This window comes from Streptomyces sp. NPDC059695 (genome assembly GCF_042733785.1).
Taxonomy (GTDB): Bacteria; Actinomycetota; Actinomycetes; order Streptomycetales; family Streptomycetaceae; genus Streptomyces.
This window is the reverse complement of record NZ_JBHWFF010000017.1, coordinates 74,515-96,577: the sequence shown is the minus strand read 5'-3', so window position 1 is coordinate 96,577 and position 22,063 is coordinate 74,515. Positions and strand designations below refer to the sequence as shown.

Sequence of the window (22,063 nt, the reverse complement as noted above, 5' to 3'; positions counted from 1 at the left end):
TCCCACCACATGGTTTCGCGCACGTTGCACACCCATACTGCCTGCTCGGGTGTGACTCAGGTAACGGGAGAACGGCCGATTCGGGGTGGTGGCGCACCCTTCCGATGTCTGCCCGCCGGTACCGAGTGGTACCCCGTTCGGCCCACAAGGGCCTCTCGCCCACTACGATCTGCGCCCATGGGGGCCCCACGGCTCGTACGCCTGTCCCGACACGCGCGTCCCATGGCACTGGCGAGTGCCGTGGCGACGCTCCTCGCCGCGCTCTTCCTCTGTCCGGGGACGGGGCCGGACGGGGAACGGGCCCATCACGGGGCGGCCGCGCGGGCCACGGGCGCGGTCCCCGCCGCCGAGGCCTCGGCGGCCACCGGCGAGTACGTCTGCCCGTACGACCGCGGCGGCTGCTCCCTCTACCCCTCGCTCTCCCCCGCGGTGCTCAGCGCGCCCCCGCTCGACCCCCCGCTCCAGGCGGAGGGCGGGTCGCCGCGTCCCGTACCGCCTTCCGGTGACGGAGCGGCGCGCCGTGCGGACGCCCGGCCGCGCGCACCGGACCTGCACGTCCTTCAAGTGCTCCGGACGTGACGGCGCCGGGCGTCCCGCCACCGGGCGGGCCCCGTCCCCGCACGTCCACCCCGAACTCCACCCCACTCCTGAAGAAGGACGACATCACCATGGCCGCCAACCGCTCCGCCACCGCCGACCGCCGCGCCCGAATAGAGGAGATGCGCCGCGCCGAGCAGGCACGCGAGCGCCGCAACCGTCTGATCACCATCGGCATCTCGTCCGTCGTGGTGCTCAGCCTCGTCGGCTTCGGCACCTTCATCCTCATGAAGGAGTCCGACAAGAAGGACAAGGCCGAGGCCGCCGCGAAGGCCCCGATCGCGGGCGAGAAGTCGTGGGACGCGAAGAAGCTCGGCCGCAACCACGTGACCACGGCCGTGAAGTACGACATGAAGCCGCCGGTCGGCGGTGACCACAACCAGGTCTGGATGAACTGCGACGGCGTGGTCTACGACAAGAAGGTCGGCGACATGAACGCCGTGCACTCCCTGGAGCACGGGGCCGTCTGGGTGACGTACAACAAGCAGGCGTCCCAGGCCGACGTGAAGAAGCTGGCCGACAAGGTCGGCAAGACCAAGTACTCGCTGATGAGCCCGATGGACGACCAGTCCGGCGCGATCATGCTGTCCGCCTGGGGCAAGCAGGTGACCGTGGACGGGGCGGACGACCCGCGCGTCGACGCCTTCTTCACGAAGTACGTGCAGGGCCCGCAGACCCCGGAGCCGGGTGCCGCCTGCACGGGCGGCATCGGTGCGGACGGGCAGGGCGGTACGGGGATGGGCCAGTGAGGCTCAACCGTACGCAGGGGGCGGCGGTCACCGCCGTCGCGCTGGCGCTGCTGTTCGCCGGGGGCGCGGTCACCGTCGCCTCGGCCGACCGCGACGAGGCCCCGGCCGGCCCGGCCTCCACGTCGGCGGACGCCGGCTTCGCCCGGGACATGTCGGTCCATCACCAGCAGGCCGTCGAGATGTCGTTCATCGTCCGGGACCGGACGAAGGACGAGGAGGTCCGGCGCCTCGCGTACGACATCGCCAACACGCAGGCCAACCAGCGGGGCATGATGCTCGGCTGGCTCGACCTGTGGGGGCTGCCGAAGAACGAGTCCGGTGTCGAGCCGATGACCTGGATGGGCATGGGCGTCTCGGCCGACGCGGACACGCTGGACGGGGCCCTGATGCCGGGCATGGCGACGGACGCGCAGCTGGACGAGTTGCGGAAGGCCAGTGGCCGCGAGGCCGAGGTCCTGTACCTGAAGCTCATGACCGCGCACCACAGGGGCGGGGTCCACATGGCCGAGGGCTGTGTCCAGAAGTGCGGCGTGGCCATCGAGCGGAACCTCGCGCAGGGCATGGTCGACGCGCAGACGTCCGAGATGGCGCTGATGGCGGACATGCTGCGCAAGCGCGGGGCCTGACCCGCCGGACGGGGCGAGACGGGACGAGGCCCACGGCCCCCGCGGGGCGCGGGGGGGGCGGGGGGGGGGCGGCGCGCCCCCCGGGGGGGGGGGGGGCGGGCCCCGCCCCCCCCCCCCCCCCGGGCGGGGGGGGGCGCGCGGGGGCCGAGCCGTCCGCCGACAATGGGTGGGCTCGGGGAGTTCGTACGACGACGTCTCGACGAAAGGTACGCACCCCATGACCACGGCAAGGGACATCATGCATCCCGGGGCCCAGTGGATCCCGGCACACGAGACGCTCGACCGGGCCGCCCAGCTGATGCGCAACCTGAACGTGGGCGCGCTGCCCATCGCCGACGAGAACGAACGGCTCTGCGGCATCCTCACGGACCGCGACATCGTGATCGGCTGTGTGGCCATGGGCCACGACCCGTCGAAGATCACCTGCGGCGAGATGGCGAAGGGCACCCCGCGCTGGGTCGAGTCCGGCGCGGACGTGGGCGCCGTCCTGGAGGAGATGCAGGGCCACCAGATCCGGCGGCTTCCCGTCATCGAGGACAAGCGGCTCGTCGGCATGATCAGCGAGGCCGATCTGGCCCAGCACCTGTCGGACGAGCAGATCAAGTCGTTCTGCATGAGCGTCTACTCCGCCACCTGACCGGTCCCCAGGATCGCCCGGGCCACCGCGTCCGGGCGGTCGCGCATGACCAGATGGCCCGACCGTTCGACGGCCTCGTAGCGGGCGCCGAGCCGCCGGGCCAGCGCGCGCTGGCGCCGTTCCCAGCGGGCGGAGCCGTCGGGGGCCGCGAGGACGGTGACGGGGAGGCCCGGCGGGAGGGGGTGCCGCTCGCGCAGGGCGAGGAGTCCGGCGGCGACGGTGCCGTACCGGGCGTTCTCCAGGAGGGTGCCGCGCAGCACCCGTGAGGTGCCGTAGACGCGGCGGATCAGCGCGGCGGGCGTCGGGTCGTGGCGGACGGCCAGCCGGCGGACGGCGGGGCCGAGCGCGGCGGGGACGCCGGCGGCGCACAGGACGGCGGCGAGGGCCCGGGATCCGGCGGTCGTACGGGAGGGGCGGGGGTGCTCCTCCACGGAGGGGTCGACGAGGACGAGGGCGGCGGTCCGGCCGGGGTGGAGCCGGGCGAAGGCCTCCGCGTGGAACCCGGCGATCGAGTGCCCGGCGACGGTGACGGGCCCGCGGTGGCCGAGCGCGTCGAGGAGGGCCGCGATCCGGTGGGCCTCGCCCGCCGCGGTCGGCTCCGCGGCCGCCGGGGCGGAGAGGCCGTGGCCGGGGCGGTCGAAGCGGACGACCGTGCGGTGCGGGGCGAGGTGCGGGAGGACCGGGTCCCAGTCGAACCAGCTCAGGCCGAGCCCGGCGGCGAGGACGCAGACGGGCCCCGAGCCGTCGACGGCCACGTGGTGGGCCACTCCCCCGACGCGTACGAACGCGGTCACCGCTCCTCCCTCAGGAGGGAGAGGGCCAGGACGGCGAGCCACACCGCGACCAGGAGGACCTGGAGTCGCTGGCCGGCGCCGAGCGACCAGACGCCCCCGCCGGCCTCGAAGGCGGCGACGGCGGCCAGGGTCCAGGCGGTGGCGGCGAGCTCCAGGGCGACGAGGACCGGGCCGGTGCGGGCCAGCGGCGGCCACTGCCCGTACCGGCGGGCGGCGACGGTCAGGGCGACGAGGGCGACGAGCGCGCCGGTCATGGCGAGGCTCGAACTGACGGCGTGGGCCGTGTGGGTGGCGGGGACGAGCCCGGCGGTCTCGCGGGCCGCGCACGCGGGGTCGGCGGTCGGGGCGCAGCTGAGCGGCAGCCGTGAGTCGACGGCGGTGGCGGCCCCGAAGACGGCGAGGGCGGCCCAGCCGGTGAGGAGCCAGGGGCGGCGGGCCGGCTCCGGGTGGGCGGCCCAGGACGGCACCCCGGGGTTCGGCGGGCGGACCTCGCGGCTGCTCGCGAGGCCCGCGAGGGCACCCGCGAGGACGAGGAGTCCGGCGGCGAGGTCGGTGGCCCGGAAGAGGCCGCCGAGGGGCTGGTCGGCGGCGGCGAGTTCGGAGACGTACGTCCGGACCGGGTCGAGCCCGGTCCGGACGAGGACTTCGAGGAGCCAGGCGGTGTACGCGAGGGCGCCGAGGGCGAGCAGACTTCCGGCCGTACGCGTGACACTCCTGGACATACCGGCTCGAACGTCAGGGCGCCGCGGAAGGTTCCCCGTGTTCGGGGTGGCGGTAACCCAGGACATAGCGTCGGTCTGACGATTACACTGGGCGGGTGCCTCAACTACGCCTCGCACTGAATCAGATCGACTCGACCGTCGGAGACATCGCCGGGAACGCCGAGGCGATCGTGCACTGGACCCGGCACGCCGCCGGGCAGGGCGCGCATCTCGTCGCGTTCCCCGAGATGGCGCTGACCGGGTATCCCGTCGAGGACCTCGCGCTGCGCTCCTCCTTCGTCGAGGCGTCCCGGACGGCCCTGCGCGGGCTCGCCCGGCGGCTCGCGGACGAGGGGTTCGGGGAGCTGCCGGTCGTGGTCGGCTACCTCGACCGCTCCGAGCGGGCCGCGCCGAGGCTCGGCAGGCCCGCCGGGTCGCCGGAGAACGCCGCCGCCGTGCTGTACGGCGGGAAGGTGGTGCTGCGCTTCGCCAAGCACCACCTGCCGAACTACGGCGTCTTCGACGAGTACCGCTACTTCGTGCCGGGCGACACCCTGCCGGTGGTCCGCGTCCACGGCGTGGACGTGGCCCTGGCGATCTGCGAGGACCTCTGGCAGGAGGGCGGCCGGGTGCCGGCGGCGCGCAGCGCCCGGGCCGGGCTGCTGCTGTCGGTCAACGCCTCGCCGTACGAGCGGGAGAAGGACGACACCCGGCTGGAGCTGGTCCGCAAGCGGGCCCAGGAGGCCGGGTGCGTCACCGCGTACCTGGCGATGACGGGCGGTCAGGACGAGCTGGTCTTCGACGGCGACTCGATCGTCGTGGACGCGGCCGGCGAAGTGGTCGCGCGGGCCCCGCAGTTCGTGGAGGGCAGCGTGATCCTCGACCTGGATCTGCCGGCGGCCGGGCCGGACGCGCCCGAGGGCCTGGTGGACGACGGGCTGCGGATCGACCGGGTGGTGCTCTCCGGGGAGCCGCTGCCCGCGTACGAGCCGGAGCTGACGGGCGGCTACGCGCACCGGCTGGACGACGACGAGGAGGTGTACTCGGCGCTGGTGATCGGGCTGCGGGCGTACGTCGCGAAGAACGGGTTCCGCTCGGTCCTGATCGGCCTGTCCGGCGGCATCGACTCGGCGCTCGTCGCGTCGATCGCCTGCGACGCGCTCGGCGCGGACCAGGTGTACGGCGTGTCGATGCCCTCCGCGTACTCCTCCGACCACTCGCGCGGCGACGCGGCCGAGCTGGCCCGCCGGACGGGGCTGCACTTCCGTACGGTGTCGATCGAGCCGATGTTCGACGCGTACATGGGCGCGCTCGGGCTCACCGGGCTCGCGGAGGAGAACCTCCAGTCGCGGCTGCGCGGCACGATGCTGATGGCGCTCTCCAACCAGGAGGGCCACATCGTCCTCGCGCCCGGCAACAAGTCGGAGCTGGCGGTGGGGTACTCGACGCTGTACGGCGACTCCGTCGGCGCGTTCGGCCCCATCAAGGACGTCTACAAGTCGGACGTCTTCCGGCTCGCGCGCTGGCGGAACCGGGCGGCCGAGGAGCGCGGCCAGACCTCGCCGATCCCGGAGAACTCGATCAGCAAGCCGCCCAGCGCGGAGCTGCGGCCGGGCCAGGTCGACACGGACTCGCTGCCGGACTACGACGTCCTGGACGCGGTCCTCGCGCTGTACGTGGACCGGGACCAGGGCCTCGACGCGATCGTGGCGGCGGGGTTCGACGAGGAGCTGGTGACCCGGACGCTGCGGATGGTGGACCGGGCGGAGTACAAGCGGCGCCAGTACCCGCCGGGCACCAAGATCTCGGCGAAGGGCTTCGGCAAGGACCGGCGGCTGCCGATCACGAACGGCTGGCGGGAGACGTCGTCGGGCTGACGTCGGAGCCGAGGGGGCTTCCCGCGACGACGCGGGAGGCCGTCTCCGTACCGCGGTCGCGGTCGAGGAGGCCCGCCACCGCCGCGACCGCCAGGCCCACCACCGTCAGGCCCGCGCCGACCAGCGTCGGCGAGGTCCAGCCCCAGCCGGCGGCGACGGCGGCCCCGCCGGCCCAGGCGCCGCCCGCGTTGGCCAGGTTGAAGGCGGAGTGGTTGGAGGCGGAGGCGAGCGTCGGGGCGTCCTTCGCCTTGTTCATGACCAGCATCTGGAGCGGGGTGGTCGTCATGAAGCCGACCGCGCCGAGGACGACGACCGTGACCAGGGCGAGCCAGGGCACGTGGACGGTGAAGCGGAAGGCGACCAGGGCGAGGACGAGGGCCGCGAGCGAGCCGTACAGCGTGGGGCGCAGCGCCCGGTCGGTCAGCGGGCCCGCGGCGAGCGCCCCGCCGGTCATGCCGAGGCCGAAGAGGGCCAGGACGATCGTGACGGTGGAGTCGCCGAAGCCCATCACCTCGGTCGTCATCGAGGCGAGGTACGAGTAGACCGCGAAGACGCCCGCGAAGCCGAAGACGGCCGTCAGCAGGCCGAGCAGCACCTGGGGCCTGCCGAGGGCGCGCGCCTCGCGGCCGAGGCCCGCCCGCTCGTCCACGGGCACGTGCGGGACGAGGCGGGCGAGCGCGGCGATCGCGAGCAGGCCGATGACGGAGACGACCAGGAAGGTGGCCCGCCAGCCGAGGTGCTGGCCGAGCAGCGTCGCGGCCGGTACGCCGAGGATGTTGGCGACGGTGAGGCCGAGGAACATCGTGGCGACCGCCCGCGCCTGCCGGCCCTCGCGCACGAGCCGCGCGGCGACGACGGCGCCGAGGCCGAAGAACGCGCCGTGCGGGAGCCCGGCGAGGACCCGGCCCGCGACGAGCCAGCCGAAGCCGGGGGCGAGCGCGGAGGCGAGGTTGCCGACCGTGAAGAGCGCCATCAGCAGGAGGAGCATGCGCTTGCGCGGGATCCGGGAGCCGAGGGCCGTGAGCAGCGGGGCGCCGACCACCACCCCGATCGCGTACGCCGAGACGAGGTGTCCGGCGGTGGGGACGGAGGTGCCGAGGTCGTCGGCGACCTGCGGGAGCAGGCCCATCATCACGAATTCGGTGGTGCCGATGCCGAAGGCGGAGACGGCGAGCGCGAGCAGCGCCAGGGGCATGGTGACGGGCCTTCCCGGGGGATTAGTTCTGAGACACAACAAATCGTCTCAGACGTTTCCCTCCGGAAGGCGACGGGGAGGTTTCAGAGCTTCACACGGGCGGCGATCGGGAGGTGGTCGCTGTTCGTCTCCGGCAGCGCCCAGGAGGACATCGGCTCCACGCCCTTGACCATGATCTGGTCGATGCGGGCCATCGGGAACGAGGCCGGCCAGCTGAAGCCGAAGCCGTCGCCCGCCGCTCCCTGGGTGGAGCGCAGCTGCGAGGTGACGGCGTTGAGCGCGCGGTCGTTCATGGTGCCGTTGAGGTCGCCGAGGAGCACGATCCGCTCGTGGCGGTCGTCGGCGATGGCCTCGCCGAGCGCGTTGGCGCTGGTGTCGCGCTGGTTGGCGGTGAAGCCCGCGTTCAGCTTGACCCGGACGGAGGGCAGGTGGGCGACGTAGACGGCCACCTCGCCCTTCGGCGTGACGACGGAGGCGCGCATGGCGCGGGTCCAGCCCATGTGGATGTCGACGGGCTGCGCGGCGCGCAGCGGCAGCTTGCTCCAGAGTCCGACCGTGCCCTGGACGGAGTGGTACGGGAAGGTCTCGGCGAGGCCCTTCTCGTAGACCGGGACCATGTCGCCCTTCAGCTCCTCCAGGGCGAGCACGTCGGCGCCGGAGGCCGCGAGCGCGCGGGCGGTGCCCTCGGGGTCGGGGTTGTCGGCGTTCACGTTGTGGGTGGCGACGGTCAGGTCGCCGCCCGGGGCCGACTTGTCGGCGACGAGACCGCCGAAGAGGTTCAGCCAGACCGCGGCCGGCAGCACCAGGGCGATCAGCGCGGTGGCGGAGCGCCGCACGAGGGCGAGCACGAGGAGGAGCGGCACGAAGAGGCCGAACCAGGGCAGGAAGGTCTCGGTGAGACTGCCGAGGTTGCCGATCCGGTTGGGGACGTCGGAGTGGAACACCATGAGCAGCGTGAGCGCCACCGCGGTCACGGCGAGCAGGATGCCCCGGCGCCAGATCCCCCGGTCGCGGCGGAGCCCGTCGAGCGCGGTACGGAACCGGGACCCGGGGCGCCCGCCCCCCGTGCCGCCGTGGTCGGTCTCCGTCATGTCCACCCGCGCCATCGCACTGTCCTCACTGCCTTGCTGCCTTGCTGCCTTGCCGCACTGCTGTCCGTTCCGTGACCCGACGTCGACACTAGGCGATGACGGGTCCGTCGTACTCCCCCAGGGACGACACGGGCGCGTGGCGGGTTCCTGCAGGTGGCGCGGGCGGGGAGGCTGTGACAGAACGCGCACATTCGTACGGGTCGGGGCGGCTGCGCCCGCTTCCGTCAGGTACGGGGGCGCAGGCCTTCCATGACGGTGTCGACGACCTGCTCGGCGAGACCGGGCTCCAGGGTGGAGCCGGGCCGGATCACGGTACGGAGGAGCAGGGGGCCGATGAAGAGGTCGTTCACGAGCTCGACGTCGAGGTCGTCGCGGATCTCGCCCCGCTCCATGCCGCGCCGCACCGCCTCCAGGCCGAGGTTGCGGCGCGGGTCGACGACGGTCCGCTGGTACGCGTTCCACAGCTTCGGGTAGAGCTGCATCTGCGCGTAGACGTTGTGGAGCAGGGCGGAGGACCGCTTGGCGAGGCCGCGCTGCCGCAGCGCCTCCAGGAGCACGACGATGTCCTCCCGGATCGAGGTGCCGGGCAGCACCGGGTCCGAGGGCTCCACGGAGCGGAGCACCTCGACGAAGAGCTCCTCCTTGCCGGGCCAGCGGCGGTAGATGGTGGCCTTGCCGACCCCGGCGGTGCGGGCGATCCGCTCGATGGACAGATCGGCGAGCGGGACGCCGTCCTCCAGGAGGCCGACGACCGCGTCGAAGATCGCCTGCTCGGCGGCCTCGGAGCGCGGCCGCCCCCGCCGGATCGCCTCCGGCTCGGGTGCGGCGGCCTGGGGTTCGGGGAGGGACACGTGCGCTCCGTCTCTGGTCCGGGTACTGCCTGATCGTCCCCCGATTCTCCCGCACCCACCCGCGACGGGCCTTCGCCCGCCGTTGTGGGCGGCGCCCACCGGTTGCGGGCCGGCGTCCCGCCGGGGCGGCGCCCACCCCCGTTGCGGGCTGCGCCCCGCCGTTGTGGGCGGCGCCCACCGGTTGCGGGCCGGCGTCCCGCCGGGGCGGCGCCCACCCCCGTTGCGGGCTGCGCCCCGCCGTTGTGGGCAGGCGTTCCGCAAGGGGCGGAACGGGTGGGCACAACGGACGGCGCCCGCGCCGGGCCTAGGCTCCCGCGCCTGAACCCGCACCGACAGGTGCAGCACCCGGTGGTGCGGGTCAGGGCGCGGAACGCGGAGGCGCCGCGAAGGGCGCCGTCCCGTGTGCCCACCCTCCCCCAAGCTCTCGGCTTCGCTCGAGCAGGGGGGACCCCCATCGCCCCAGCGGAACGATTGCCCACACGGGCAGCGGGCGAACGCCCGGCACGGGCAGGGGCGCGGGCCCACACGGGGCGGCGGGGCACCGCCCCGTCTGGCGCGGGGCCACCCGGGCGGGGGGGGCGAAGGCCCGCTCCGGCAACAGGCACCGTCCCGCCGGGCGGGGTCCGCTAGTGCGTCGGCGTCGAGGTGCGGGCCTCGGTCGGGGGCTCCGACGGGGAGCCGACCGGGCCCGCGCCGCCCGCCGCCACCCGCCCCGGCAGGAACGCGGCCACCACCGCCGCGCCCGCCAGGGCGATCGCCGCCGAGGCGAGCGCCGTGACGTGCATCGCGTCCAGGAAGGCCGTGTACGCGGGGGCGACCAGGCCCTTGCCCGCCGGGCCGAGCTTCTCCGCGACCGCGAGCGTGGCCTCGACGGACTCGCCCGCCGTCTCGCGCAGGGCCGCCGGGACCTGGCCCAGATGGCCCTCGATCTCTCCCCGGTAGGTGGAGGAGAGCACCGAGCCGAGGACGGCCACGCCGAGCGCGCCGCCGACCTGCCGGAAGGTGTTGTTGATCGCGGAGCCGGAGCCCGCCTTCTCGCGCGGCAGCGCCTGCATGATCGCGACGGTGACCGGCGGCATGATGTGCGCCATGCCCGCGCCCTGGAGGAAGAAGACGACCTCCAGGACCCAGACGGGGGTCGTCGCGTCGAAGAGCGCGAAGGCCGCGAGGCCGAGGGCGACGAGCAGCATGCCGGCGGTGCAGACGGCCCGGGCGCCGAAGCGCTCGACGACGAGCCGGGCGCGGGGCGCGAAGACCATCTGCGCGACGGCGAGCGGCAGGATGAGCAGCCCGGAGTCCAGCGCGCTGTAGCCGCGGACGCTCTGCAGGTAGAAGGCGGAGAAGAAGGTGACGCCCATGAGGGCGAAGAAGACGAGGGCGATCGCGGCGACGGCGGCCGAGAACGCGGGCTTCCTGAAGTACGACATGTCGATGGCCGGGTGGTCGCTGCGCCGCTCGTGCAGGACGAAGACGACGAGGACGGCGAGGCCGCCGAGGACCGGGGCGAGGACGGTCACGTCGGTGAAGCTGGCCAGCTCGCCGCCGTGGATGATCCCGTACACGAGGAGGACGAGTCCGACGACGGACAGCAGGACGCCGGGTATGTCGACGCGGCCGGGGTTCGGGTCCCGGGAGTCGGGCACGAGCCACATCATCAGGGCCAGGGCGAGGAGCACCACGGGCACGTTGACGAGGAAGATCGATCCCCACCAGAAGTGCTCCAGGAGGATGCCGCCGGTGATGGGGCCGATCGCGATGGCGAGGCCGACGCTGCCAGCCCAGATGCCGATGGCCTTGGGCTGCTCGTCGCGCTCGAAGACGTTCATGAGGACGGCGAGCGTCGCGGGCATCACGAAGGCGGCGCCGAGGCCCATGACGGCCCGGTAGGCGATGAGCTCGCCCGGGGAGCCGGAGAGGGCGGCGAGGGCGGAGCCGATGCCGAAGACGGTGATGCCGAAGAGCAGCACCTTCTTGCGGCCGAGGCGGTCGCCGAGCAGGCCGGAGGTGAAGAGGAGTCCGGCGAAGACGAGCGTGTAGGAGTTGATGGCCCACTCCAGCTCGCTCTGGGTGGCTCCGATGCCGGTGGGCGCGGGCGCGGCGATCGTCTTGACGGCGACGTTGAGGATCGAGTTGTCGAGGACGACGATCAGCAGGCTGAGCATGAGGACGCCGAGGACGGCCCAGCGGCGCCGGTGGACGGCCTCGGGGACGCGGGGCCCGGCGGGTACGGCGGGTGCGGTGGACGGTTGTGACATGGGCACCACCCTAGGGGTATTTCGATACGAGACCGTCTCGTATCGAAAAAACTGAGGAAGGCTTTACGTTGCGGCGGTGTGAAGAGCGCCACTCCGGCCCACTTCCCCGCCCGCCCGGCGAGGTGCCACCATGGACGTGGTCCGGGGACGCCACAGGGCGCCTCGAGATGACAAGAGGAGCCGTTCACCATGACGCTTCAGGCTGCCCAGAAACCGCCCGTCGACAGCGGCAAGGCGCTGTACGGCGGGAAGGGCACGCGCCGCATCACCGTCCACGACATCGCCGCCGCCAAGGAGCGCGGCGAGAAGTGGCCCATGCTCACCGCCTACGACGCCATGACCGCCTCCGTCTTCGACGAGGCCGGCATCCCGGTGATCCTCGTCGGCGACTCGATGGGCAACTGTCACCTCGGCTACGACACCACCGTGCCCGTCACGATGGACGAGATGACCCTGCTCTCCGCCGCCGTCGTCCGGGGCACGAAGCGCGCCCTCGTCGTCGGCGACCTCCCCTTCGGTTCGTACCAGGAAGGGCCCGTCCAAGCCCTGCGCAGCGCCACCCGGCTCGTCAAGGACGCCGGCGTCCACGCGGTCAAGCTGGAGGGCGGCGAGCGCTCGCTGCCCCAGACCGAGCTGCTCGTCCAGGCCGGCATCCCCGTCATGTCCCACCTGGGCCTCACCCCGCAGTCCGTCAACACGATGGGCTACCGGGTGCAGGGCCGCTCCGACGAGGCCGCCCACCGGCTGCTCAGCGACGCCAAGGCGGCGCAGGACGCGGGCGCCTTCGCCGTCGTCCTGGAGCTCGTACCGGCCGAACTGGCCGCCGAGGTCACCCGCTCGCTGCACATCCCGACCATCGGCATCGGTGCCGGCGCCGGCACCGACGCGCAGGTCCTCGTCTGGACCGACATGGCCGGGCTGACCGGCGGCAAGGTCCCGCGCTTCACCAAGCAGTACGCCAACCTCCGCGAGACGCTCGGCGACGCCGCCCGGGCCTTCGCCGAGGACGTGAGCGGCGGGGCCTTCCCCGCCGAGGAGCACACCTTCCACTAGCCGCTGCGGCACCACCCGACAGCCCGCCGACATCCCCCATCGGCGGGCTGTCGGTCGTCTGTCGGGGGATTGTCGGTGGCGCCCTGTTCCATGGTGGACATGACGCGATCACACACCAACGCCGTCGAGGTCCGGGGCCTCGTGAAGCACTTCGGCGCGACGAAGGCCCTCGACGGGGTCGACCTGGACGTCCGGGAGGGCACGGTCCTCGGGGTCCTCGGTCCCAACGGCGCCGGCAAGACCACCCTCGTCCGCTGCCTGTCCACCCTCCTCGTCCCGGACGCCGGGACCGCCGTCGTCGCCGGCTACGACGTGGTGAAGCACCCCCGCCAGCTGCGCCGCACCATCGGGCTCACCGGCCAGTACGCCTCGGTCGACGAGAAGCTGTCCGGCTGGGAGAACCTCTACATGATCGGGCGGCTGCTCGACCTCTCCCGCGCCGACGCCCGCCGCCGCGCCGACGAGATGCTGGAGCGCTTCTCCCTCACCGACGCGGCCAAGCGCCCGGCGATGACCTACTCCGGCGGCATGCGGCGCCGCCTCGACCTCGCCGCCTCGATGATCGGACAGCCCGCCGTCCTCTACCTGGACGAGCCGACCACCGGCCTCGACCCCCGCACCCGCAACGAGGTGTGGGACGAGGTGCAGCGGATGGTCTCGGAGGGCGCGACCGTCCTGCTCACCACCCAGTACATGGAGGAGGCGGAGCAGCTCGCGAACGAGCTGACCGTCATAGACCGGGGCCAGGTCATCGCCCGGGGCGGGGTCGACGAGCTCAAGGCCAAGGTCGGCGGCCGGACCCTGAAGGTCCGCCCCGTGGACCCGGCCCAGCTGCCCGTGATGGCCGCCGCGCTCCGCGAGACCGGTCTCGACGGGGTCGCCGGCTCGACCGTCGTGCCCGACGAGGGCGTGCTGTACGTGCCGATCCTCGCCGACGAGCAGCTGACGGCCGTCGTGGCCCTGCTCGGGGCGCGCGGCTTCGGCATCGCCCACATCGGCACCCACCTGCCCAGCCTGGACGAGGTGTTCCTCGCGATCACCGGCCAGAAGACCGCCGATGCCGAACTGTCCGACGCGATCACCGAGGAGGTCGCCGCGTGAGCACGACCACGGTCACCAAGTCCCCCGCCGGCACCCGAGGGCCCGGCCCCGCCGCACCCCGCACCGCGCCCGTCGCGGAGGGCCGGATCGGCCTGCGGGCCAACCTGCGCCACATCGGCGCCCTGGCCCGGCGCAACGCCCTCCAGATCAAGCAGGACCCGGAGTCGATGTTCGACGCCGTCCTGATGCCGATCATCTTCATCCTGCTGTTCGTGTACGTCTTCGGCGGCGCGATCGCCGGCAAGGGCAACCAGGCCCAGTACGTGAACTACGTGGCCCCCGGCCTGATGGCGATGATGGGCATGAACATCGCCATGGCCGTCGGCACCGGTGTCAACGACGACTTCAAGAAGGGGGTCATGGACCGGTTCCGGACGATGCCGATCGCCCGGTCCTCCGTCCTCATCGCGAAGATCGTCGTCGAGGTCGGCCGCATGATGATCGCCACCGCGATCCTGCTCGGCATGGCCTTCCTGCTCGGCCTGGAGATCCACACCTCGGTCCTGCACCTCTTCGCCGCCATCGGCCTGTCGGTGGTCTTCGGAGCGTCCCTCATGTGGATCTTCATCCTGCTCGGCCTCACCCTGAAGACGGCCCAGGCCGTCCAGGGCATGGCGATGCTGGTCCTGATGCCGCTCCAGTTCGGCTCGTCGATCTTCGCCCCGCCGACCTCGATGCCCGGCTGGCTGGAGGCCTTCACCGACTACAACCCGCTGTCCAACCTCGCCGACGCCGCCCGCAACCTCATCAACGGCGGAGCGGTCGCCCACTCGGTGTGGATGACCCTCGGCTGGTCGGTCGCCATCACGGTGATCACGGCGCCGCTCGCGGTCGCCAAGTTCCGCAAGAAGACCTGAGTCCCGACCGGGGGATCATGACTCGGCGCGCTCACTGATCGCGTCGGCGGCGCGACCGAGCAGGGCGGCGGCCTCCTCCAGGGAGAGGCCGCCGCCCTCCGCGTGCGCCGCCCCGAACTCCCCGGCGCCGAGCGCCTCCCGGGCCAGTTCCGTCGCCCGCGCCAGGTTCTCCCGCTCCATGGGCGGCGGCAGATGACCGGCCGGCAGCAGCCCCCCGTACGCGCCGAGCAGGACGGCGGCGGTACGGGCCGAGGGGCCGCCGAGCCCGCCGAGCGCCCACGCGGCGGTGATCAGATGGACCGCCGGCATCTGCGGGGCGACCATCATCGACAGGGCGCCGAGGGAGCGCTCGTACGCCTGCCGGGACAGCTCGAACGCCGCGCCGTACCGCTCCTCCAGGTTGCACACCCAGGCCAGGCTGCCGAGCGTGAAGCCCTCGAAGATGGAGAAGGTCTCCGAGCTGAACTCGTCGAGCAGCCGCTCCAGATGGAAGCGGGCCTCGGCCGTCCGGCCGGTCCTGGCGAGCAGCAGTGCCAGGAAGATCCGGGCCGCGAGCATCGGCTCGTGCCCCCGGCCGTGCTCGCCCTCCACCACCTCGCGCAGGATCCGCTCCGCCTCCTCGCGGCGGCCGGTCTCGATCAGCATGTCGGCGTACCGGGCCCGCAGCAGGGCCATCTGGGACTGGGCGCCGATCCGCTCCGCGTAGGCGATGGCGTCGGCGTAGTCCTGGGCGGCGCCCTCGAACTCCAGCCGCCGCTCCCGGGCCTCGGCCCGCGAGGACAGCGCCTCGGCCGCGCCCCAGGCGTCGCCGAGGCGTTCGAAGATCTCCAGGCTCTCCTCGGCGTCGGCGCCCGCCCGCTCGGCCAGGTCGGCCCGGTTGGCGAGCATGTTGGCGCGCAGCTGGAGGGCGTTCGCGAGCTCCCAGTCGTAGCCGTAGCGGCGGCAGGCGGCGACGTGCGCCTCCAGGGCCTCGCCCATCCTCCCCGGTTCGCCGATGAGAAGGACGGCGAAGACCGCGAAGGAGCCGGGCAGCCGGCAGGTCTGCGGGAGCCCCGGCGCGTACACCTCGTTGATCCGCCGCAGCCGCTCGACCCCCGCGGGGGTCGTCCAGCGGCCCGTCTCGTGGTCCATGTTGAGCAGCTCGATCAGCCGCACGCCGCGCCGGGCCTCCCAGCGCTGCTCCTCGGAGAGCGGCGGCGGCGCGGCGGTGCACGGCTCGTGCAGCGGTACGACGGGGGCGGCGGGCGTCCCGAACGGGTCGGGCCCGAGCGCGACCACGGACTCCGCCCAGTGCAGGGCGTCGCCGCGCAGGTCCCGCATCTGCCAGTACCAGAGCAGCGAGTGGACGAGGACCAGCGCCTCGTCCTCGTCGCGGGCGTCGACCGCCAGGCACAGCGCGGAGCGGATGTTCCCGTACTCGGCGCCGAACCGGGCGACGGCCGCCACCTGCCCGGGGCCGCGCAGCTCCGGATCGGTACGGCGGGCCAGTTCGCGGTAGTACGTGAGGTGCCGGCGCCGGGTGGCGGCCCGCGCCCCGGCCTCGTCGAGCCGCTCGCCCGCGTACTCCGCGACGGTCTCCAGGAGCCGGTAGCGCATGCCGGTCTCGCCCGGCGCGGCGACGACGAGCGACTTGTCGACCAGGGCCCCGAGCACGTCCAGGACTCCGGGCCCTCCCGGACCCGCGCACACCGCCTCCGCCGCGTCCAGGTCGCAGCCGCCCGTGAACACCGACAGGCCGCGCAGCACGGCCCGCTCGGCCTCGTCCAGGAGGTCCCACGACCAGTCGACGACCGCCCGCAGGGTCTGCTGCCGGGGCAGCACGGTCCGGGCGCCCGAGGTCAGCAGCCGGAACCGGTCGTCGAGCCGGTCGGCGATCTGGCGCAGGGTCAGCATCCGCAGCCGGGCCGCCGCCAGCTCGACGGCCAGCGGCAGGCCGTCGAGGCGCCGCACGACCTCGCCCGCGGCGACCGGGTCGTCCTCGACGCGGAAGCCCGGACGGACCGCCGCGCCCCGCTCGCCGAGCAGCCGCAGCGCCATCCCCTCGGGCAGCGGCCCGAGCGGCCGGACCACCTCGCCCGGGACGCCGAGCGGCTCCCGGCTCGTGGCCAGCACCCGGACCCCGGGGCAGCGTGCGAGCAGGGTCTCGGCCAGTTCGGCGGCGGCGCCGACGAGGTGCTCGCAGTTGTCGAGGAGGAGGAGCATGCGCCGCCCGGCGCAGTGCTCGACGAGCCGGCCGAGCGGGTCGCCGCCGGCGCGCAGCTCCTCGGCCCCGGCGCCGCGCAGCACGGTCTCGCGGGCGCCGACGGCCGCGAGGACCGCCTCGGGGACGGCCTCCGGTTCCCGCACGGGCGCGAGCTCGGCCACCCACACGCCGTCCGGCCAGTCCTCGGTGCCCCGCTCGGCCGCCTCCTGCGACAGCCGGGTCTTCCCGGCCCCGCCCGGCCCGAGCAGCGTCACGAGCCGCGCGGCGCGCAGGTCGTCCCGGACGAGGGCGATCTCGTCGTCGCGCCCGACGAAGCTGGTGAGCCGCGCCCGCAGATTGCCCCGCGGCGGTGTCCGCGCCGGTTCCGGGGCCAGGAGCTCCGCGTGGAGGGCGCGCAGGGCCGGGGACGGGTCCGTGCCGAGGCGGGTCGCGAGCGCGCGGCGGACCGCCTCGTACGCGTCGAGCGCCTCGGCCGCCCGGCCGGTGTCGCGCAGGGCCCGGATCCGGAGGACCTGGAGCGGCTCGTCCAGCGGGTGGGCGGCGCACAGGGCGCTGAGTTCGGGGAGCGCGGCCCGCGCCTCGCCGAGGGCGAGGGCCGCGGCGAGCCGGGCACGGCGGGCGTCGAGGCGGCGGGCCTCCCAGCGGGCGGCCTCCGCGTCCCGGTCCGGCAGGTCGGCGAGGGCCGGACCGCGCCAGAACGCGAGGGCCTCGTCGAGGAGGGCGGCGGCGCGGGCATGGTCACCGGCACCGAGCGCGGCCACGCCCTCGGCCGCGAGGCGCTCGAAACGGCGGGCGTCCACGTCCTCGGGCCGGGCGTCGAGCCGGTAGCCGCCCTCGGAGGACACCACCCGGTCCCGGCCGAGGGCCCTGCGGAGCCGCCCGACGAGCGCCTGGAGCGCGGCGGGGGCGTCGGCGGGCGGTTCGTCGCCGTGCCACACCTCGTCCACGAGGTCCGGCACGGCGACGGTCCGGCCGGCGCGCAGGGCGAGGACGGTGAGCAGCGCACGGACCCGGGGGCCGCCGACGGGTCGGTCGGTGCCGTCGGGGGTGCGGGCGAGGGTCGGCCCGAGGACGAAGTAACGCACGCCCCCATTCTCCGCGAGCCCCCTCCCCCCCACCGCACGGGCCCACGCCCGTGTGGCGCCTTCGCCCGCGCCCGTGTGGGCAATCGTCCCGCTGGGGCGATGGGGGTCCCCCCTGCTCGAGCGAAGCCGAGAGCTTGGGGGAGGGTGGGCACACGGGACGGCGCCCTTCAGCGGCGCCTCCGCGTTCCGCGCCCCGACCCGCACCACCAGGGGCCGTCACCGGCGGTGCGGGTTCAGGCGCGGGAGCCTAGGCCCGGCACGGGGCGCCGTTCCGTTGTGCCCACCCGTTCCGCCCCAGCGGAACGATTGCCCACAACGGCGGGGCGCGGGCCCACAACGGGCGGGGTGGAACTTCACGCGTGGGTCGGTACGTTTTCCGCACACAGTTCCGCCCTCCGTCCCCTGGGAGCCCCCGAGATGACCACGGCCACCACCCGGCGCCACGAACGGCGGATCAGCCCCGTCTTCCTGGCGATCCTCGCCGTCATGGCCGTCACCGGCTGGGCGGTGTGGACCGACTTCGCCGCCTCGCCCGGTCTGGCGGTCTTCCTCTTCGTGACCTCGGCCTGGGTCGTGTCGCTCTGTCTGCACGAGTACGCGCACGCCAGGACCGCCCTGCACGGCGGGGACATCACCGTGGGGGCGAAGGGCTATCTGACGCTCAACCCGCTCGCGTACACGCACGCCGTGCTGAGCATCGTCCTGCCCGTGCTGTTCGTGATCATGGGCGGGATCGGTCTGCCGGGCGGCGCGGTCTTCATCGAGCAGGGCCGGATCCAGGGCCGCTGGAAGCACAGCCTGATCTCGGCGGCGGGCCCCCTGACGAACGTGCTGTTCGCGGTCGTCTGCACGGCGCCGTTCTGGCTGGGCGCCCTCGACGGCGTGCCGTACACCTTCCAGTTCGCGCTGGCGTTCCTGGCGTTCCTCCAGGTGACGGCGGCGCTCCTGAACCTCCTGCCGGTGCCGGGGCTCGACGGCTACGGGGTGGTGGAGCCCTGGCTGTCGTACAAGGTGAAGCGGCAGATCGCGCCGTACGCGCCGTACGGCTTCTTCATCGTGATCGCCCTGCTGTTCGTGCCGGCGGTCAACAACGCGTTCTTCGACGCGATCGACGCCCTGCTGCGCTCCCTCGGGGTGCCCGAGGTGAGCCGGTACTGCGGCTCGCAGCTGTTCCGGTTCTGGGAGGCGACTCCGGAGTTCTGCCGGGTCTAGCCCTGGGCGGCGGCGGCCTCGGCGGCCTCGGCCCGGGCCTGCAGCTTCGCGCGGCGGATGTAGTACCAGGCCATGTTGGAGGAGAGGCCCGCGAGGAGCACCCAGACGACGCCGAGGAAGCTGCCCTCGGCGAAGGAGACGACGGCCGCGGCGACGGCCAGGGCGCAGACCACGAGGGCGTAGAGGGCGAGGCGGGGCATGGGGTCGGCTCCTGTCGGGCGGATACGGCTGATGGTGCCCGTCCAGTGTCCCCCATGCCCCGAAGGGTCCGGTCTCCGGCTCAGACGTCCGTGACCCGGAGCCCCGCGTGCGCCTTGTAGCGGCGGTTGACGGAGATCAGGTTGGCGACGAGCGACTCGACCTGGTGGGCGTTGCGCAGGCGGCCGGCGAAGACGCCGCGCATCCCGGCGATGCGGCCGGCGAGGGCCTGGACGATCTCGACGTCGGCGCGCTCCTCGCCGAGGACCATGACGTCCGTGTCGATCTCCTCGATGGAGGTGTCCTTGAGGAGGACGGCGGAGAGGTGGTGGAAGGCGGCGGCGACCCGGGAGTCCGGGAGGAGCGCGGCGGCCTGCTCGGCGGCGGAGCCCTCCTCGGGCTTGAGGGCGTAGGCGCCCTGCTTGTCGAAGCCGAGCGGGTTGACGCAGTCCACGACGAGCTTGCCGCGGAGCTCCTCGCGCAGGGACTCCAGGGTCTTGGCGTGGCCGTCCCACGGCACGGCGACGATGACGACGTCGCTGCGGCGGGCGGTCTCGGCGTTGTCGGCGCCCTCGACGCCGTGGCCGACCTCGGCGGCGACGTCCCGCGCGCGGTCGGCGGCGCGGGAGCCGATGATCACCTTCTGGCCGGCCTTGGCGAGCCGGTAGGCGAGGCCGCGGCCCTGGTCGCCGGTGCCGCCGAGGACGCCGACGACGAGTCCGGAGACGTCGGGGAGGTCCCAGGGGTCCTTGGGGGCGGGCTTGCTGTCAGTCGAAGTCATGGCCCCGACATTACCGACCGGTCGGCGCGGCCGGGGCGGAACCTCCGCGCGCTACCAGCGCGCCGGGGGCGGGGCCGTCAGGCGGTCCGCCAGGCGGGAGAGGCGGTCCCGGAAGCGGCGGCTCCCGCGCACGGCCGGCAGGCTGTTCTCCCCGGCCGCCGCGCTCACCAGGTGCTGGACGGTGTCGAGGTCGATCCCGGCGTCCCCTGGCACGGTGAGCGTCTCGTGCGCGAGGCCCCGCACCTCCTCGTCGCCCGCGTCGAGGGAGAGCACCGTGGCCCCGGCGCGCCGGGCGTCGTGCACCCGCTGGAGCAGCCCCGCGTCCGGCCGCTCCGGCGTGACCATGAGCAGCGTCGCCCCGCGCCCGGCGGCCTCCAGACGGCCGAGGCCGACCGCCAGGTGGGCCGGGGCGCCGGGCCGCACCCGGTGCCGTACCAGCGTCGGCGCCAGCTCGGGGAGCCCCGACCAGGCGGCCTCGTCGACCAGGTGGGCCGCCAGGTGCCAGGGCTCGTACTCCTCCGTGCCCACCAGGAGCAGTCCGCCCCGGTGGGGCGCGACGGAGGAGCGGAGCGTGCCCGCGAACCGGCGGGCCGCCCCGGGCCATTCCGTCCCGGCGAGCACGTCGCGCAGCAGGGCGACCCGTACGGCATCCATGGGCCCGCATCCTGCCCGAGGCGGGGGCCGCGCGGGGGCGATCGGGGAGGTTCCACCCGTACGGGAGCCGCCGGGCGCTCCTAATTCGGTTGCCCGCGGCTTCCGGCGGCCGGAGCATGGCCTCTCGTGTCCTCCCCTCGTACCTCGCTCCTGACGAGGCTCTCGGCCCTGCTTCCCGATCTCTCGCCGTGGCGTGCGTCGGCCGACTTCCGGCTCCTGTGGGTCCAGGGGCTCGTCACGTACTTCGGCAGCGCGATGGCGATGATCGCCCTGCCGCTGCAGATCAAGGAGCTGACGGGTTCGCCGCTCGCGGTCGGCGCGATGGGCGCGGTCGAGCTGGTGCCGCTCGTGGTCTTCGGCCTGTACGGCGGCGCGCTCGCGGACGCGGTGGACCGGCGGAAGGTGATCCTGGGGACGGAGGCGGGGCTCGGGCTGCTCGCCGCCCTGCTGCTGCTGAACGCGCTGCTCCCGGAGCCGATGCTCTGGCCGCTGTACGTGGTCGCGGCCGGGGTGTCGGCGCTCGCGGGGCTCCAGCGTCCGGCGCTGGACTCGCTGCTCGCCCGGATCGTGCCGCACGACCAGCAGACGGCGGCGGCCGCGCTGAACTCGCTGCGCTGGCAGATCGGCTCGATCGCGGGCCCGGCCGTCGCGGGTCTGGTGGTGGCGTACGCGGGTCACGCGCCCGCGTACGGGGTGACGATCGCCTGTTTCGCGGTCTCGGTCCTGATGTGCCGCCGCCTCTCCCCCGCGCCGCCCGCGCACGACGCGGAGAAGCCCTCCCTGCGGGGCATCGCGGAGGGGGCGCGGTACGCCTGGTCGCGGCCGGTGCTGCTCGGGACGTACGTGATCGACATGGCGGCGATGTTCTTCGCCTTCCCGAACACGATCTTCCCGTTCCTCGCGGACGAGCTGGACGCGGACTGGTCGCTCGGCCTGATGTACGCGGCGGGTTCGGTCGGCTCCCTGGTCCTGGGCCTGACGAGCGGCTGGACCTCGAAGGTGCGGCGCCACGGGCTGCTCGTGGCGGGCGGCGCGGCGGGCTGGGGCCTGGCGATCGCGGCGGCCGGCTGGTTCGGGAACGTCTGGCCGGTGCTGGTGTGCCTGGCCCTCGCGGGCGCGGGCGACATGCTGAGCGGGCTCGGCCGCGCCACGATCTGGAACCAGACGATCCCGGAGGAGCTGCGCGGCCGTCTGGCCGGCATCGAGGTGCTGTCGTACAGCGTGGGCCCGCAGCTGGGCCAGGTCCGGGCGGGCGCGATGGCCGGCTGGACCGGGACGCGGGCGGCCGTCTGGACGGGCGGCGTGGCGTGCGTCGCCTCGGTGGGGCTGCTCTGCCTGGCGCTGCCGAAGCTCCTGACGTACGACTCCGCCACGGACGAGGACTCGCTGCGCCGCAAGGCCCAGCAGGAGGCGGCCCGGCGGGACGACGCCCGGCGGGAGTCGGGGGGGGGCGGGGCGCGCCCCCCCCCCCAGACCCAGCGCGCGCCCGAGAGCCACGCAAAACCAAAGCCCACCAGGGCCCCGCGGCGAACCAGTCGCCCCCTGA

At 74.1% G+C, this 22,063-nt stretch carries 20 protein-coding genes; 10 read left to right on the top strand and 10 right to left on the bottom strand.

Going from position 1 to position 22,063, the window contains the following annotated elements:
* Positions 1–222: 222 nt before the first annotated feature.
* The 4 genes from ACFV2S_RS22080 to ACFV2S_RS22065 all read left to right on the top strand — a co-directional run bounded on the left by ACFV2S_RS22080 (position 223) and on the right by ACFV2S_RS22065 (position 2,609).
* On the top strand, positions 223–579 hold the full coding sequence (locus ACFV2S_RS22080; RefSeq protein ID WP_385561668.1) for a hypothetical protein: 357 nt from the start codon (positions 223–225) through the stop codon (positions 577–579).
* 89 nt (positions 580–668) lie between these two features.
* Positions 669–1,346, top strand: coding sequence for a DUF3105 domain-containing protein (locus ACFV2S_RS22075; RefSeq protein ID WP_383787318.1), 678 nt, complete (start codon positions 669–671; stop codon positions 1,344–1,346).
* Entirely contained in the window at positions 1,343–1,972 is a 630-nt protein-coding gene (locus tag ACFV2S_RS22070) for a DUF305 domain-containing protein (protein ID WP_385561664.1), read from the top strand. The genes ACFV2S_RS22075 and ACFV2S_RS22070 overlap by 4 nt, the downstream gene beginning before the upstream one ends.
* Positions 1,973–2,189: 217 nt before the next feature.
* Positions 2,190–2,609, top strand: coding sequence for a CBS domain-containing protein (locus ACFV2S_RS22065; RefSeq protein ID WP_383787324.1), 420 nt, complete (start codon positions 2,190–2,192; stop codon positions 2,607–2,609).
* Here the strand turns inward: ACFV2S_RS22065 and ACFV2S_RS22060 are convergent.
* Both ACFV2S_RS22060 and ACFV2S_RS22055 read right to left on the bottom strand, forming a co-directional pair.
* Positions 2,594–3,403, bottom strand: a complete 810-nt coding sequence (locus ACFV2S_RS22060; protein ID WP_385561660.1) for an alpha/beta fold hydrolase — start codon at positions 3,401–3,403, stop codon at positions 2,594–2,596. The genes ACFV2S_RS22065 and ACFV2S_RS22060 overlap by 16 nt on opposite strands.
* The gene (locus ACFV2S_RS22055; RefSeq protein ID WP_385561657.1) at positions 3,400–4,125 is read right to left on the bottom strand and encodes a DUF998 domain-containing protein; all 726 of its coding nucleotides are present in this window, start codon (positions 4,123–4,125) and stop codon (positions 3,400–3,402) included. Before ACFV2S_RS22055 ends, ACFV2S_RS22060 begins: the two co-directional genes overlap by 4 nt.
* A gap of 95 nt (positions 4,126–4,220) precedes the next feature.
* Here ACFV2S_RS22055 and ACFV2S_RS22050 point away from each other — a divergent pair, with 95 nt between their 5' ends.
* Complete coding sequence (locus tag ACFV2S_RS22050; protein ID WP_385561654.1) at positions 4,221–5,981, top strand: NAD+ synthase; 1,761 nt, start codon at positions 4,221–4,223, stop codon at positions 5,979–5,981.
* Here the strand turns inward: ACFV2S_RS22050 and ACFV2S_RS22045 are convergent.
* The 4 genes from ACFV2S_RS22045 to ACFV2S_RS22030 all read right to left on the bottom strand — a co-directional run bounded on the left by ACFV2S_RS22045 (position 5,947) and on the right by ACFV2S_RS22030 (position 11,373).
* Entirely contained in the window at positions 5,947–7,176 is a 1,230-nt protein-coding gene (locus ACFV2S_RS22045) for an MFS transporter (RefSeq protein WP_385561651.1), read from the bottom strand. The two genes, ACFV2S_RS22050 and ACFV2S_RS22045, sit on opposite strands and share 35 nt — an antisense overlap.
* An 83-nt stretch (positions 7,177–7,259) precedes the next feature.
* Positions 7,260–8,282: an endonuclease/exonuclease/phosphatase family protein gene (locus ACFV2S_RS22040; protein WP_385561648.1), complete on the bottom strand. Its 1,023-nt coding sequence runs from the start codon at positions 8,280–8,282 to the stop codon at positions 7,260–7,262.
* A gap of 209 nt (positions 8,283–8,491) precedes the next feature.
* Positions 8,492–9,118: a TetR/AcrR family transcriptional regulator gene (locus tag ACFV2S_RS22035; RefSeq protein WP_385561645.1), complete on the bottom strand. Its 627-nt coding sequence runs from the start codon at positions 9,116–9,118 to the stop codon at positions 8,492–8,494.
* A 626-nt stretch (positions 9,119–9,744) separates the two neighbouring features.
* Positions 9,745–11,373: an MFS transporter gene (locus tag ACFV2S_RS22030; protein WP_385561642.1), complete on the bottom strand. Its 1,629-nt coding sequence runs from the start codon at positions 11,371–11,373 to the stop codon at positions 9,745–9,747.
* 189 nt (positions 11,374–11,562) lie between these two features.
* On the opposite strand from ACFV2S_RS22030, the gene panB reads away from it, so the two are divergent.
* The 3 genes from panB to ACFV2S_RS22015 all read left to right on the top strand — a co-directional run bounded on the left by panB (position 11,563) and on the right by ACFV2S_RS22015 (position 14,384).
* Positions 11,563–12,426, top strand: coding sequence for a 3-methyl-2-oxobutanoate hydroxymethyltransferase (gene panB / locus ACFV2S_RS22025; protein WP_385561639.1), 864 nt, complete (start codon positions 11,563–11,565; stop codon positions 12,424–12,426).
* Positions 12,427–12,516: 90 nt separating this feature from the next.
* On the top strand, positions 12,517–13,527 hold the full coding sequence (locus tag ACFV2S_RS22020) for an ATP-binding cassette domain-containing protein (protein WP_385561636.1): 1,011 nt from the start codon (positions 12,517–12,519) through the stop codon (positions 13,525–13,527).
* Entirely contained in the window at positions 13,524–14,384 is an 861-nt protein-coding gene (locus tag ACFV2S_RS22015) for an ABC transporter permease (protein WP_385561633.1), read from the top strand. The genes ACFV2S_RS22020 and ACFV2S_RS22015 overlap by 4 nt, the downstream gene beginning before the upstream one ends.
* A gap of 15 nt (positions 14,385–14,399) precedes the next feature.
* On the opposite strand, the gene ACFV2S_RS22010 is transcribed toward ACFV2S_RS22015, so the two are convergent.
* Positions 14,400–17,672 carry a BTAD domain-containing putative transcriptional regulator gene (locus ACFV2S_RS22010; RefSeq protein WP_385561630.1) on the bottom strand — a complete coding sequence of 1,091 codons (3,273 nt, stop codon included), beginning with the start codon at positions 17,670–17,672 and terminating at the stop codon, positions 14,400–14,402.
* Between the two features lie 417 nt (positions 17,673–18,089).
* On the opposite strand from ACFV2S_RS22010, the gene ACFV2S_RS22005 reads away from it, so the two are divergent.
* On the top strand, positions 18,090–18,884 hold the full coding sequence (locus ACFV2S_RS22005) for a site-2 protease family protein (RefSeq protein ID WP_385561627.1): 795 nt from the start codon (positions 18,090–18,092) through the stop codon (positions 18,882–18,884).
* On the opposite strand, the gene ACFV2S_RS22000 is transcribed toward ACFV2S_RS22005, so the two are convergent.
* The 3 genes from ACFV2S_RS22000 to ACFV2S_RS21990 all read right to left on the bottom strand — a co-directional run bounded on the left by ACFV2S_RS22000 (position 18,881) and on the right by ACFV2S_RS21990 (position 20,517).
* Positions 18,881–19,084 (bottom strand): hypothetical protein, encoded by a 204-nt coding sequence (locus ACFV2S_RS22000; protein WP_385561624.1) that lies wholly within the window; start codon positions 19,082–19,084, stop codon positions 18,881–18,883. The genes ACFV2S_RS22005 and ACFV2S_RS22000 overlap by 4 nt on opposite strands.
* 80 nt (positions 19,085–19,164) lie before the next feature.
* A complete protein-coding gene (gene npdG / locus ACFV2S_RS21995; RefSeq protein ID WP_383796918.1) occupies positions 19,165–19,863 on the bottom strand; it encodes an NADPH-dependent F420 reductase in 699 nt (232 codons plus the stop codon).
* 51 nt (positions 19,864–19,914) lie between these two features.
* The gene (locus ACFV2S_RS21990; RefSeq protein WP_385561621.1) at positions 19,915–20,517 is read right to left on the bottom strand and encodes a hypothetical protein; all 603 of its coding nucleotides are present in this window, start codon (positions 20,515–20,517) and stop codon (positions 19,915–19,917) included.
* A gap of 126 nt (positions 20,518–20,643) precedes the next feature.
* On the opposite strand from ACFV2S_RS21990, the gene ACFV2S_RS21985 reads away from it, so the two are divergent.
* The coding region (locus ACFV2S_RS21985) for an MFS transporter (protein WP_385561618.1) at positions 20,644–22,063 on the top strand (1,420 nt) is incomplete at its 3' end.

Excerpts from the sequence above, each read along its gene's own strand:
- ACFV2S_RS22000 (WP_385561624.1), bottom strand. The coding sequence starts at position 19,084 with ATGCCCCGCCTCGCCCTCTACGCCCTCGTGGTCTGCGCCCTGGCCGTC.
- ACFV2S_RS22080 (WP_385561668.1), top strand. The coding sequence starts at position 223 with ATGGCACTGGCGAGTGCCGTGGCGACGCTCCTCGCCGCGCTCTTCCTC.
- npdG (WP_383796918.1), bottom strand. The coding sequence starts at position 19,863 with ATGACTTCGACTGACAGCAAGCCCGCCCCCAAGGACCCCTGGGACCTC.
- ACFV2S_RS22005 (WP_385561627.1), top strand. The coding sequence starts at position 18,090 with ATGACCACGGCCACCACCCGGCGCCACGAACGGCGGATCAGCCCCGTC.
- ACFV2S_RS22030 (WP_385561642.1), bottom strand. The coding sequence starts at position 11,373 with ATGTCACAACCGTCCACCGCACCCGCCGTACCCGCCGGGCCCCGCGTC.
- ACFV2S_RS22075 (WP_383787318.1), top strand. The coding sequence starts at position 669 with ATGGCCGCCAACCGCTCCGCCACCGCCGACCGCCGCGCCCGAATAGAG.
- ACFV2S_RS21990 (WP_385561621.1), bottom strand. The coding sequence starts at position 20,517 with ATGGATGCCGTACGGGTCGCCCTGCTGCGCGACGTGCTCGCCGGGACG.
- panB (WP_385561639.1), top strand. The coding sequence starts at position 11,563 with ATGACGCTTCAGGCTGCCCAGAAACCGCCCGTCGACAGCGGCAAGGCG.
- ACFV2S_RS22045 (WP_385561651.1), bottom strand. The coding sequence starts at position 7,176 with ATGCCCCTGGCGCTGCTCGCGCTCGCCGTCTCCGCCTTCGGCATCGGC.
- ACFV2S_RS22040 (WP_385561648.1), bottom strand. The coding sequence starts at position 8,282 with ATGGCGCGGGTGGACATGACGGAGACCGACCACGGCGGCACGGGGGGC.
- ACFV2S_RS22055 (WP_385561657.1), bottom strand. The coding sequence starts at position 4,125 with ATGTCCAGGAGTGTCACGCGTACGGCCGGAAGTCTGCTCGCCCTCGGC.
- ACFV2S_RS22020 (WP_385561636.1), top strand. The coding sequence starts at position 12,517 with ATGGTGGACATGACGCGATCACACACCAACGCCGTCGAGGTCCGGGGC.
- ACFV2S_RS22065 (WP_383787324.1), top strand. The coding sequence starts at position 2,190 with ATGACCACGGCAAGGGACATCATGCATCCCGGGGCCCAGTGGATCCCG.